The 13411-nt window shown below is 71.4% G+C and carries 7 protein-coding genes; 1 reads left to right on the forward strand and 6 read right to left on the reverse strand.

Going from position 1 to position 13411, the window contains the following annotated elements:
- A partial coding sequence (locus IE257_RS28465; RefSeq protein ID WP_189972748.1) for a non-ribosomal peptide synthetase occupies positions 1-4783 on the reverse strand: 4783 nt, incomplete at its 3' end.
- A 573-nt stretch (positions 4784-5356) separates the two neighbouring features.
- On the opposite strand from IE257_RS28465, the gene IE257_RS28470 reads away from it, so the two are divergent.
- A complete protein-coding gene (locus tag IE257_RS28470; protein WP_189972749.1) occupies positions 5357-6559 on the forward strand; it encodes a cytochrome P450 in 1203 nt (400 codons plus the stop codon).
- 74 nt (positions 6560-6633) lie between these two features.
- On the opposite strand, the gene IE257_RS28475 is transcribed toward IE257_RS28470, so the two are convergent.
- The 5 genes from IE257_RS28475 to IE257_RS28495 form a co-directional block, all read right to left on the reverse strand.
- Positions 6634-6909, reverse strand: coding sequence for an acyl carrier protein (locus IE257_RS28475; RefSeq protein WP_189972750.1), 276 nt, complete (start codon positions 6907-6909; stop codon positions 6634-6636).
- 49 nt (positions 6910-6958) lie between these two features.
- A complete protein-coding gene (locus IE257_RS28480; RefSeq protein WP_189972751.1) occupies positions 6959-8707 on the reverse strand; it encodes an acyl-CoA dehydrogenase family protein in 1749 nt (582 codons plus the stop codon).
- Positions 8704-10392 carry an acyl-CoA dehydrogenase family protein gene (locus IE257_RS28485; RefSeq protein ID WP_189972752.1) on the reverse strand — a complete coding sequence of 563 codons (1689 nt, stop codon included), beginning with the start codon at positions 10390-10392 and terminating at the stop codon, positions 8704-8706. Before IE257_RS28485 ends, IE257_RS28480 begins: the two co-directional genes overlap by 4 nt.
- Positions 10389-12131: a fatty acyl-AMP ligase gene (locus tag IE257_RS28490; RefSeq protein WP_189972753.1), complete on the reverse strand. Its 1743-nt coding sequence runs from the start codon at positions 12129-12131 to the stop codon at positions 10389-10391. The genes IE257_RS28485 and IE257_RS28490 overlap by 4 nt, the downstream gene beginning before the upstream one ends.
- A gap of 136 nt (positions 12132-12267) precedes the next feature.
- Positions 12268-13176 carry a TauD/TfdA family dioxygenase gene (locus tag IE257_RS28495; protein WP_229920711.1) on the reverse strand — a complete coding sequence of 303 codons (909 nt, stop codon included), beginning with the start codon at positions 13174-13176 and terminating at the stop codon, positions 12268-12270.
- Between the last annotated feature and the right edge of the window lie 235 nt (positions 13177-13411).

Here is a 13411-nt window from a genome sequence, read left to right on the forward strand (position 1 = left end):
CCTTCAGCACGGCCAGCAGTGCCACGACCAGCTCGACACCGCGCTCCAGGCGGACGCCGACCACGGAACCCGTGGTGACGCCCCGCGACAGCAGCAGCCGGGCCAGGCGGTTCGCCCGGGCGTCCAGCTCGGCGTACGAGTGCTCCACACCCTCGAACACCACCGCAACCGCACCCGGAGTACGCCCCACCTGCGCCTCGAACAACCCCGGCAACGACGAGGGCTCGACCTCCACCGCCGTGTCGTTCCACTCCACCAGGACCTGCCGACGCTCCGCCGCGTCCAGTACCTCGACCGCGCCGAGCGCGAGCTCGGGACCGCCCGCCGCCGCCCGCTCCAGGGCGGTCAGCAGGTTCCTGGTTGCCGTGCACAGGAGCGTGCCCACCTGCCGCGGGTCCGCCGGGGCGGCCGCGTCGACGGTCAGGCGCATCCCGTCCTCGTCGTCATCGAGGTTCACCGCGAGCGGGTAGTTGGTCTGCTCCCGGTAGAGCCGCAGCTCGACACCGTCGAAGAGGGCTCCGCTCTTGCTGACGGAACGGTCGTTGTGGCGGTAGTTGAACATGGACGCGAAGAGGGGGGCCTCCCCCTCCACCCCACTCGCGTTCTGCGCCACGGCCAGCGGCGCGTGCTCGTGCTCCATCAGCGCGGCGAGCTGGCGGCGCATGGCGCTCACCGCGCCCATCACACCCAGCTGTCCGGTCTTCACCCGTACGGGCAGCATGTTCATGAACGGACCGAGCACCCGGGCCTCGTCGGCGTCGGCGCCCATCCGGCCGAACAACACCGTTCCGAAGACCACGTCGTCCCGGCCGCTGACCGCGGCCAGTACCCGCGCCCACGCCACGTGCATCAGCGTCGCGGGGCTCGCGCCCACCTTCCGCGCGACCCTGCGGAGCCGTCGCTCCAGGTCGGCGGCGATCCGTACCTCGGTCTCCCGCGACTTCATCCCGGGCTCACGCGTGTTCAGCAGCCCGAACGGCGCGGTCGGCTCGGTGACGTCACCCAGGAGGTCGGTGAAGAACTGTTCGTGACCCCCGTCGGCCAGTCCGGCCCGGGTCTGGACCACGGCGTCGCGGAAGGGCAGCGGCTGCGGCAGTTCCGCGCCGCGTCCACCCATGAACTCGCGGATCTCGGAGAGCAGTACCTCGACCGTCGTGTGGTCCTGCACCAAGTGGTGCAGACGCAGCAGCACCAGCCGTCGGCCGTCCGTGACCGTGGCCACGTGGAGTCCGAGCAGCGGGGCGCGCCGGATGTCCATGGCGCGGCCCACGACCGCCGGCAACTCGGCCACCGGGTCCGCGGCGTGCGGGTCGATGACCACCTCGGTCACCGGGAGCTCGGCCCGGCGCCGGACCACCTGGAGCGGCTGGGGCAGTCCTTCCCAGGCGATCGCCGTACGGAAGATGTCGTGCCGGTCCAGCACCTGCTGCAGCGCGTCCGCGAAGGAGTCCACCCGTTCCGCGGAGTCGAACTCCAGGACGGCGCAGGCGACATAGGTGTCCTCTTCACCGTCGGCCAGCAGGTGGTGGAAGAGCAGGCCCTCCTGCAGCGGGGCCAGCGGGTAGACGTCCGCGATGTTGGCCGCACCGCCCTCGACGGTGGCGACCACGCGCGCCACCTCGTCGGCGGACAGGTCGACGAGCGGCAGCATCTCCGGGGTGATCGCCGTCGCGTCGGCGGGGATCAGGTTCGCGGGTACCTCGATGGCGCTCGCGCCCACGGAGGCGGCGAGGCCGGCCGGGGTGGGCGAGTCGAAGAAGGCACGCACCGACACCGATACGCCGAGCTTGCGGATCGCTCCGACCAGGCGGATCGCCATCAGGGACTGGCCGCCGAGCTGGAAGAAGTTGTCGTCGACGCCGACCCGCTCCAGTCCCAGGACGTCGGCGAACGCCGCACAGAGGATCTCCTCGCGCGCGTTCGAGGGCCCCCGCCCGGTCCCGGCGCGGGTGCCGAAGTCCGGGGCGGGCAGCGCCTTGCGGTCCAGCTTGCCGCTCATGGCGAGCGGCAGTGCGTCCAGTACCACGACGGCGGAGGGGACCATGTGCTCGGGCAGCTGCTCCGTCGCGAAGGCGAGGACCTGTTCGGTCAGGTCCTCGACGTCTTCGTCCGTCACCACGTACGCGACCAGCTGGACGTCGCCGGGGGTGTCCTCGCGGGCGATCACCGCGGCCTGCGCCACCTGCGGGTGGGCCGCGATCACGGCCTGGACCTCGCCCGGCTCGATGCGGTAGCCGCGTACCTTGACCTGCTCGTCGGCCCGGCCGAGGTACTCCAGTTCGCCGTCGGTGCGCCGCCGCGCGACGTCGCCCGTGCGGTACATGCGCGCACCGGCCTCGAAGGGGTTGGCGACGAACCGCTCGGCCGTCAGGCCGGCGCGGTCCACATAGCCGCGGGCCAGCTGCACGCCCGCGATGTACAGCTCTCCGGCGACGCCGGGGGCGACCGGGCACAGGAAGGAATCGAGGACGTACAGGCGCATGTTGGCGATCGGACGGCCGATCGGCACGGGCTCGCCCACGACCTGTCCGGCCCGGATCTCGAACACGCAGCAGCCCACGACCGCCTCGGTCGGGCCGTACTCGTTCACGATCACCGAGCCGGGCGCGTGCTCCAGCCAGGACTGCACCACGGAGCCCGGCAGGGCTTCGCCGCCGACCACCCAGGTGGATGCGGCCGCCTCGATCTGGCTCTCGGTCAGCATCTCGGTGAGCAGGGGGAGGTGGGCCGGAACGACCTTCGCCAGTCCGTAGCCGCCGTGGCCGCGGAGCAGTTCCGCCAGGCCCTCGGCGCTGCCTTCGCGGCTCACCACCACCGGGGCGCCGGAGATCAGAGGTATGACGATGCTGGTCACGGTCAGGTCGAAGGCCAGCGAGGAGTGCAGCGGCGCGGCGCCCGCGCCGTAGGCGCCGGCGGCCCACTGAGCGTAGTTGGCCAGGCCGCGGTGGGTGACCGCGACCCCCTTCGGCCGGCCCGTCGAGCCGGAGGTGTAGATCACGTACGCCAGTCCGTCCGCGGCCGCCGGCGCCGCGGGGACGGTCGCGGGCTCCGCCGTCACGGTCCCGGACGCCAACGCGTCGGCCAGGGTCACGACATGGGCCGTACCGGTGAGACGTGCGGCCCGCGCGGCGCTGTCGGTCAGCGTCACGACGGCGCCGCTGTCCGCCAGCAGGTAGGCGATGCGGTCCACCGGGTGGTCCGGGTCGATGGGCAGGTAACCGGCGCCGGCCTTCCAGGCCGCGAGGATCGCGACGACAGCGTCCGCGCTCCGGGGCAGGCACACGCCCACCACGGACTCCACCGTGACGCCCTGGCCCACCAGGTACCGCGCGAGTGCGTTCGCACGCTCGTCCAGTTCGGCGTACGACACCTCGACGCCGTCCGCGATCACCGCGGCCGCGTCCGGGGTCCGGGCGGCCTGCGCCGCGAAGAGTTCCGGTACGGAGTGACCCGCGAACTGCGTCGCGGTGTCGTTCCACTCCACCAGCACCTGACGACGCTCGTCGGCGTCCAGCAGGCCGGAACGGCCGACCGGTTCAGCGGGATCGACCGAGACGAGCCAGTGCGCGAGCGCCAGGAAGCGGCGGCAGACCTCGTCGCCGGGCGACAGATCGGGCGCATCGGGGTTGACGTCCACGGCGATCTTGAGGCCGGACCTGTCGTACACGTCGATGCGCGTGCTGTCGACAGGGCCACTGGACAGGTTGTGCGCGGTGACGGTGCAGTCCCCGAAGGGCAGGGCGTAGATGTCGAAGGACATCACGTTGATGAGCAGGTCCCAGAGACCGCCCTCGCCGAGCATCGCGTCGTTGAGCATGTGCTCGTAGCGGTAGCGCTGGTGGCGCAGGCCCTTCATCACCGCACGGGTGGTCTGCCGTACGAGGTCGGCGACCGAGGTGTCCGGGGAGATCTTCACCCGGATCGGGAGGACGTTGTTGGTCATGAAGGGGATCGCGAGGTCGCGTGTGCCCGAGCGGCCGCTCACCGGTACGCCGACGACCACGTCCCGCTGTCCGGTCAGGTGGTGCTGGTACAGGGCAGCGGCGCTGATCATCAGGCCGGCGAAGTTGGTCCCGAGCCCACGGGCGGCCGCCTTCAGGTCGGCGCCGACGGTGTCGTCGACGCTCTCCACGAAGCGGACCGGTGCGCGCTGCGCGCGGCCCGCGTAGTTGCTGCCGGGGCCCTCTGCCTCGGGGAGACCCGCGAGGACACCGCGCCAGTAGTCCCGGTCGGTCGCGTGGGCGTCGGAGGCGCGGTACTCGCGTTCGGCGTCCATCAGCACGGTGCTGGAGGGGAGGGCGCCCTCTTCGACCGAGCCGCCCTGGAGCAGGGTGTTGTAGACCTGCGACAGCCTGCCGACCACCAGGCCCGCGCTGCGGCCGTCCAGGATGACGTGGTAGGCGCGCTGGTACCAGAAGGTGAGCCGGGGGCCGGCCGTGTAGATCTTGATGGTGTACAGGGAGCGGTCGGCCGCTCCCCGCTCGCTGCGCAGGTCCTCCCACATCAGCCCCTCGGCCGCCGCCTGCGGATCGGCCTCGGCGCTGATGTCGATGACCTCGACGGGGTAGTCCTCCACGTCGTGGAAGTACTGCCGCGGCTGTCCGTCGACTTCACGGATGCGCAGGCGGGCGGCGTCCGCCTCTTCCATCAGCCGCTGCGAGGCCTTCACCAGGAGGCCCAGGTCCACGTCTCCGTCGAGCGCCAGGTACTCGGCACCGTTGAAGCACGGGTTCTCGGGCGCCAGCTGATGGCTGTACCAGATCGCGAGCTGGCCCGCCATCATTTCCCGGAGCCCACCTTCAGACATAGCCATTCCCGCGCACTCCAATTCGGATCGACACATCGGCTGGAACAACAACGGGCCGCCACATTCGGACATGCCGCTCGAATGACCAGCTCACCTTGCACACCGCTGCAACTTGCTATTACGGACGCGGCCACAAGGCAGGCCCGGACCGGATCCGAATAGTCGTCGCTCCGGTGGAATCACGGCAATGGTTACCGCTGTGACCTGCGCCCATGGCGTGGTGCGCGCTTCGTCGGCACGCACGCTCCTCTGCTCAATACCGGATCACTATGGCTCAGGGCCGCTGCCCCGATCAATGCGCGCCGGCAGCCCGGACACCGTGCTCCGTGCCTGCTCAGTCAGGGTGTGCACGAGTCGTTCAACTGCGCCGCAGCGGCGGTTGAACACGCCGGGGGTGAGCGGCACCACCCTGCTGTGCGGTGCGCGCGGCGGTGCTCCTCACGCCGGTGCGCTCCCGAGGACCCGACCGTGGGCGGCATTCCGCCGATGCCCCGGCCGCGTGCATGATATTTCCGGTCTTGAATTCCAACGAACCCGTGAGGCATTCGCATGCACAATGAGTCGGCCGACCCGGCCCCTCAGATCAATCTGGTGGACCCCGGACTCTACTCGCACGGCGATCCGTTTGTGCAGTGGCGCTGGCTCCGCGCCAATGATCCGGTGTATTGGCATCCGCCGACGGAGCTTCCCGGCTTCTGGGCCCTGACCAGGTACGAGGACGTCCGCACCGCCTATCGCGACGCGGAGACGTTCAGCTCCGCCCAGGGCATTCTGCTCCGACCGGCCGATCACGGCGCGGATCCCGGTGGCGGCCGCACCCTCGCGCTGACCGACGCTCCGCGCCATCGGCAGCTGCGCGGACTGGTGGACGAGTGGTTCGCCGTCCGCTCGGTCCGGGCGCTCGAGCACGAGATGACGGACATCACGAGGAGGATCGTCGACAAGGCGCTGGAGCAGGGCAGTTGTGACTTCGTCACGGACGTCGCGGCCCGGGTCCCGCTCTATGTGATCTGCAAGATGATGGGGGTACCGGAGTCCGACTGGGAGCACCTCTACGACCTGACCTCCCAGGCCTTCGCGGCCGGCGACCCGCTCGAACGCAGGTTCGCGCACCTGAACATCCTCGGCTACTTCGAGGAACTCCAGGCGGAGAAGGCGGCGCGGCCGGGCGACGACCTGGTCAGCGTCCTGGCGACGGGCACCGTCGACGGTGAACGCCTCAGCCCCGACGACGTGATCCTGAACTGTGACAACCTGCTGGTCGGCGGCACCGAGAACACCCGGATCGCCGCCGCCGGAGGCATGCTCGCCTTCCTCGAACACCCGGACCAGTGGCAGCTGTTGGTCGACGAGCCGACCCTGCTTCCGTCGGCCGTGGAGGAGGTCATGCGCTGGACCTCCACCGCCACGCACATCCTGCGGACCGCCACGCGGAAGACCGAGATCCACGGCAGGACCATCGAGGCGGGTGACCGGGTCGTCTTCTGGCTGCCCTCGGCCAACCGCGACGAGACCGTCTTCGACTCCCCGGACTCGTTCGTCATCGCCCGCAAGCCGAACCGGCACCTGGCTCTCGGCTTCGGTGAGCACTTCTGCCTCGGGAGCATGCTGGCCCGGGTCGAACTGCGGCTGCTCTACGGAGAGTTGCTTGACCGAAACGTACGGGTCGAGCTGGACGGCGCTCCCACGCTGCTGGACTCGATCGTCGTCAACGGCCCGGCGAAGCTCCCCGTCAAGCTGACCCTTTCCTGACCTACGGACCGAAACGGGTTCCGGCCCCGCCACTGATGCGGCGGGGCCGGAACCCGTTGTCCTCTACCCGCGCTCTAGCGAGCGGCGAGCAGCGGAGCCAGAGCCTCCGAGATCGGGCCGATGGCGGGGTGGTCCCACAGCAGGGTGGGCTCGACCTCGATGCCGTAGCGGTCCTCGATGTCGGCGCACAGGCTGAGCACGTACACCGAGTCGAGGCCGTACTCGGACAGGGGCAGGTTCTCGTCGATGTCCTCGGCCGGAAGCCGGACATAGGTGGCCACGCACTCGCGCAGCCAGGCGCGGACCTCTGTCGCATCGGCCGTGGCCGGGGCGTCGGTGATGTCGGACATGGCAACCTCCGTGGATGCGGGTTCTGGGGGGGGTGTGGGACGGGTGGGCTCAGGCGCCCGTGGGGCGGCGAGCGTGATCGAAGGTGAGACCGGCGTCGTGACGCCGGAGGAGTTCCGCGTAGAGGAACTCGCTCAGTGGTTCGGGAAGCGGGTCATGGTGGCGTCCGGTATGGACGCCCAATCGGTGCAGGGCCGCGAGCACCCACGCGGGCTCGGCGCCCGGGCCCTGCCCGTCGCCCGGCCGCTCCCACCACAGGCCCAGGCAGGCCGCGGCGGCGAGGACCCCGGCCCAGCGGGTCGTCAGGTCGAAGGCGTGGGGCGGTGCGGCGGGACCCAGCTGGTCCGGGGTCAGGCGGGCCGCCTCGGCGGACAGCGCCCGTATCTCGGTGGCGTACTGCGATGCGCGCGCGGCGAGCTCCGCGTCCTCGCCCCGTCCGGTAGGTCGCTCGGCGCCCTGGAGCAGCGAGCGGGAGAGCGGGTCGCGGCCGCCGGCGGTGACCTTGAGGGCGCCGAAGTCCAGCGGCGGCAGCGGTTCCCCGGGCCGGAAGGTGGTCGGGGGCAGGGCCGGGCCGTCCTCCGCGCTCCAGGTGCGGCGCACGGTCAGGGGCAGCTGCGGCAACAGGGCGGCCTGACAGGAGACGCGGGAGGCGTGGCCGAAGGCGGAGGGCAGTACGTCGCGCTGCAGCTTCTGAAAGAGCGGCTGCTCGGCGGCGCGCAGGTAGAACTGCGAGCCGAGCAGCTCGGACAGCCGGCTCACGGCGCCCATCACCAGGGCCGGGACCAGGAGCTTGACCGCCGACGCGTACACCGTGCTCTGCCCGGGGGCGGTGTGGGCCGCGCGGGCGGCCACGGTGACGAACGCGTCCGCCAGGAGCAGGTCGGCGAACGCCTCGGCGAGCACGGTCCGCGACAGCGAGAGGTCGGCGGCGGTGCCTGCGTACAGCCTGCGTCCCAGGGCTCCGCGCAGGGCGGTGCGCAGCGCGGTGTCGAGCAGGCCGAGGGTCATGCCGGGCAGCGCGATCCGCGTCAGCTGGAAGGACCGCTGAGCGGTCTCCAGCCCGTGTCCGGGCGTGCCGACCACGGCGTCGGCCGGGACGGGGCAGTCGGTGAACTCGATCCCGCCGAGCGGTACGCCGCGCATGCCGACCGTGGCGAAGCGGGGCAGCCGGGTCAGCGTGTCCGATGCCAGCCGGGCCGTCTCCAGCAGGAGCTGGGAGTGGCTGCGGCTGCCGGCCGCGGCGTCGGTCCGGGCGAAGAGCACCACGGCTCCGGCCCGGGCGAGGTTGGCCACCACTTCCTTGCGGCCGTTGACGAGCAGTTGCCCGTCCGGGCCGGGCAGGGCGGTCAGCTCGGCCCGCGCGAAGTCGTTGCCGTGGGCCAGTTCGTGGTAGCCGCAGGCGACCCGGCCGCCGGAGAGCAGGTGACCGGCGAGCCAGGACTGCTGCTCGGCGCTGCCCGAGGTCCAGACGTTGACGGCGGCCATGAAGGAACCCGCGCCGTAGCCGAGTCCCAGGGCGGGATCGCGCCGGTAGACGGCGCGCATCACGCCGATGAGTTCCTCGGGGCCGGCGAACCGGCCGCCCAGGGCTTCGGGGACGAAGTGGGCGTTCAGTCCGAAGGCGTCCAGCAGGTCCTCTCCGGCCGCCAGCATGGACCCGTCGGCGTCGGCGGCCAGCACGGCCTCGCGGCCGACCGGGTTGCCGGCGGCACCCGCGTCACCGAAGAGCGCCTCCAGCCGGTCGATCGGGTCCGGGGATGCCGCGGGGGACGTGGCCCCAGCAGGGTCGACGAGCGTCATCGGACCGGTTCCTCCACGGGTTGCACGAGGGGCGTGACGAGGGGTTCGAAGGCGTCGGACGGGGCCTGGTGGCCGGGTACGAGCAGCTCCAGGCACCGTTCCAGGGCCGCGGTCAGGACCACGGCGCGGTCCGCCGCGCACGGTACGGCGAGCAGGTGCAGGGCGGCGGCTCCCGCGAAGCAGGCCTCGAACTGCCGGGCCACCGCGAAGGCGGCGGCGGGGGCGTTCCTGCCGGTCGGCGGGAGTTCCGCCATGGCGTCGGCGAGCGCCCCGGTCCGCTCGGCGAGCAGGGCGGCCAGCTCGGCCGCGCGCGGGGGCAGCTCCCCCGCCGCCGCCAGCGCGGTGATCCGCTCGGCGGTGTCCGGCACGGCCTGGACGATGCTGCAGCCCGTGCGGCTCACCAGGCGCAGGGCCGCCGGATCCAGCTCCGGCAGCGGGGCGCCGCCGGTGACCGCGGCGAGCCCGGTCGCGTCGTAGGAACCCTTGCGGATGAGCCTGGCCAGGAGCGGGAACTGGGAGATGAGCAGTGAGCGGTTCACCGCCGTGCTGCCGTCGAAGACGGCGACGATCCGGTGGTCGCGCTCCAGCTTCTGGAACATGCCGTCGGCGTGTTGTTCCGTCAAAAATCCACGAGCTCCGAGGAGTTCGGCCAGGTCATCGATGGCCTGCTGGACGATCCAGGGTACGCCCGCCTTGACGGTCGCCGAGACGGCGCTCATCTCTCCGGGCAGTCCGTGCGCACTGCGCCCGCCCAGCAGGGCCGCGGCATCGGCCAGGGCCAGGGACGCGGCGGCGCGGCCCAGTACCCGCCGGGCCAGCGGCAGCAGGGCCAGCCGGGTGCCGTGGAGGGCGCGCTCGACGGCGAAGTCGGCGACCAGCCGGAGCGCGTGCTCACCCGCGCCCAGGGAGAGCGCGGCGCAGAGCGTACGGGTCAGCTGCAGCGCCCGCAGGACGATCCCCAGCCCGTCGCCGACCCCGCCGACGAGTGCGTCGGCCGGTACCGGTGCGTCGCGCAGGCGCAGCCCGCTGATGTCCGCGCCGCGGATGCCGTGCGTCGGCTCCTTGGGCAGCGGCTCCCACGCCCCTTCCGGGAGGGCGGACTTGTCGATCAGGAACAGGCTGAAGCCGCGTGGGCCTCCGGCCGGATCGGTGCGGGCCAGGACGCAGATGAGCCGGCCCCGGGTGGCGTTGTTGATCGGCCACTTCTCTCCGGTGATCCGCCACGTTCCGTCCGGCTCGGGGGTGGCGGTCAGGTTCCCGGCCAGCAGGTCGCTGCCCATGCCCCGTTCGGTCAGGCCCCAGGCGACCACCGCGTTCTCATCGGTCACCAGCCGGGCCAGGGCCCGCTGCTGGTCTTCCGTCCCGGCGACCCACGTCGAGACGGATCCGAGGAAGGTCTTGCCGTGCGCGACGGCCACCGTCACGTCACGCCGCGCCACCTCGCGCAGCGCGCTCAGCAGCTCGGGCAGACCGCCCGCGACGCCGCCGAGCCGCTCGGGTACGTAGGCGCGGGCCAGGCCGGAGGCGTCCAGCAGGTCGCACTCCTCGCCAGGAAAGGCCTCCGCGGCGTCCAGGGCGGCGCTGCGGGCCGTGCTGAACGCACCGCCCGCCGCCGCCCCGGCCGCCATGGCGTCGGCCAGGGCCGCGGCGAGGCCGGTGGGCCACTCGGGTACGTCCGCGCTCACGCGGTCGCTCCCGCCAGGGCCGCCCGGACACCGGGCGCCATCTCCTCGTACAGCGGGGTGAGGTCTCCCGCGAGGAACAGGCCGCGCATCTCTGCGCGCTGCACCTTGCCGCTCGTGGTCTTGCGGACCGTACCGGGCCGCATCAGCACGATGCCCGCGGTGGACACGCCGAACTCGCGGTGGACGGTGGCCCGCATGCCGATGGCCAGTTCGCGCAGCTCCTCCTGGGTGAAGCGGCCGCGCACCTCGTGCACGACCACCACTTCCTCCTGTGGCGCGGGGACGGTGAACGCCGTACCGGCCAGGGTGGCCAACGGGGCGTGCGACAGCCGCAGTTCGTGCTCGATGTCGTGCGGGTAGAGGTTGCGGCCGTTGACGATGAGCAGGTCCTTGGTGCGGCCGGTGACGTAGATCTCCCCGTCGAGGAACACACCGAGGTCACCGGTGCGCATGTAGGGCCCGTCGCCGTCGGCGGTCCGGGCGTGGAAGATCTGTTCGGTGACGTCGGGGCGGTTCCAGTAGCCGGCCGCGACGCTCGGACCGCGCAGCCAGATCTCGCCCGTCGTGCCGTCGGTCAGCGCCCGGCCGCTCTCCGCGTCGACGATGCGGACGTCGAGGTCGGGGACGTCGCCGCAGCCGACGAGTTCGCGCACCGGGCCACCGGGCTGCGGGTCCTGGACGACGTGCTTCTCCAGCGCCTGCGGGTCCACCGCCCGGATGCGCGGCGGCCGGGTCGAGCGGCCGGAGATGAACACCGTCGCCTCGGCCATGCCGTAGCACGGCGCGAGCTGCTCGGCCCGGAACCCGGCCGCTCCGAAGCGCTCCGCGAACTGCCGCAGGGTGCTGGCCTGGATGGGCTCGGAGCCGTTCGCGGCGAACTGCCAGCGCGACAGGTCGAGCGTGGCGATCTGCGCGTCCGTGACCCGCCGCAGGCACAGCTCGTAGGCGAAGTTGGGTGCCGCGGAGAAGCCGATGTCGTACCGGTCGATCAGCGCGAGCCAGTGGTGCGGACGCTTCAGGAACGCCATCGGCGACATCAACGCGACGCTGCTGCCCAGGAAGAGGCCCGGCAGCAGCTGCCCCATCAGCCCCATGTCGTGGTAAAGAGGGATCCAGCCGCCGAAGTTGGTGTCCTCGGTGAAGCCGAGGGAACGGCTCAGGCTGTCCGCGTTGTGGAGCAGGTTGCCATGGGTGACCATGACGCCCTTGGGGTCTCCGGTCGATCCGGAGGTGTATTGCAGCAGCACCACGTCCTGGGTCGTGGCCCCGGGGTCGCGCCAGCGCGCGGCGTCACCGAAGCCGGGGCCGTCACTGGCGGCGACGGGCAGTTCGAGTCCGGTGTCGGATATCCACTGCTGCGCCTCGGCCAGCTGGCCGGTGTCGGTGAGCGCCACGCTGACACCGGCGTCTCGGGCGATCATCGTGACGCGCCGCTGCTGGTACTGGAACTGACCGGGCATCGGGGAGGGCACCGCGATGACCCCCGCGTAGAGGCACGCGAGGAACGCGGTGACGAACGGCAGTCCGGCCGGGTGCAGCAGCAGCACCCTGTCTCCGGGGGCGCAGCGCTCCTGGAGCCAGGACGCGACGCGGCGCGCCTCCGCGTCGAGTTCCGCGTAGGTCAGGCTGCGCGAGCCGTCGGCCGCGTCGAAGTCGTGGACGAACGTGACGGCGGTCCGGTCGGCGCGGTCGACGGCGTGCCGCCGCAGCAGGTGGAGCACGCTGGGTTCGCGGGTCATGCTCACAGGGTTCTCCTCTCCGCGCGGTCGGGCGAGCGCGGCCTGAAATGTGGTGGTCTCGACGGTGACCGGAAATCGGGAGGGCTGCCCCCGTGAGTTCCCGAGTGAATTCCCGGGCGCATTCCCGGAGACGGAACTACGGGTGGAAGGGCTCGGCCATCGCGACGGCAATCCGGCGCGGGCCGGTGAAGGGTTCCCGGCCGTGCGAGGTCAGCATGTTGTCGATGACCAGGACATCGTGTTCCCGGTAGTCGAAACGCACGGTCGCGGCGCGATAGCAGTCACGTACGTGCTCGATGACCTCGTCGGATATGACGCCACCGTCCCCGAAATAGGTGTTCGTCGGAAGTTCCGACTCGTCGAACATCTCGAGAAGTCCTTCTCGGATCTCGGCGTCCAGGGTGGTGAGGTGGAAGAAGGCTGCGTGATTGAACCACACCTCATCGCCCGTGACGGGGTGACGGTGGACCGCCTTCCTGACCGCCGTCGTGCGGAGGGCGTCGTTCGGCAGCCATTCCGCTTCGATGTCGTTGTCCGCGCAGTACGCCTCCACTGCCGCACGGTCGTCGGTGTTGAAGACGTGCTGCCAGGTCAGTCCGATGCCGGGGCGGAAGTTGCGCACCACGCGCCAGCCCCGTCGGGTGAACTCCTCGCGGACCGAGGGGTCCAGCCGGGCGAGCACCTCGCGGGTGCCGGCGAGGGAGGTCGCCCCGAGCGTCAACGGCGGCTGCACGCAGTAGAAGTACAGGGCCATGGGCCAGGCCTGCTGATAGGAGTTCTCGTTGTGCAGGAAGATCTCTTCGTTCGGCGGGTAGTCCGTGGAGGTGTACACCTGCCCCTGGATCGCGCTGCGCGGCGAGGAACGTTCCGTGTAGGTGAGCGGGTCGCCCGACAGCTCGCGGACGACGGAGTCGAAGGCGCTCACGTCGGGCACGGAGAAGCCGCGCAGGAGCAGGGCCCCGTGCTCTAGCAGGGAGGCCCGCAGGCTCGCGCGCCGTGCCCGTACCCTCTCGACGAGGCTCTCTCTCCCCTCCGCTTCGATCACGAGTGGGAATGCTGTGCTGTGGCTCATGAGTTGGGTGTTCCCTTCCGAAGCGATACGCGAGCCGCGTGAATTCCTCTTCGCTCGGGAGCAATTCATGGCCTGTCGCGGCGTGATCGGGCAGCCCAGGGCTCGGCCCCGACGGAGTGTGCCGCAACCGGTGCACGGGCCGCCACCCTCATTGGACCGATCAACTGCGGCACGTGCACCGGTTGGACGCGGATGAACAGCGCGCGCT

The organism is Streptomyces avidinii (assembly GCF_014650695.1).
GTDB lineage: Bacteria > Actinomycetota > Actinomycetes > Streptomycetales > Streptomycetaceae > Streptomyces > Streptomyces avidinii.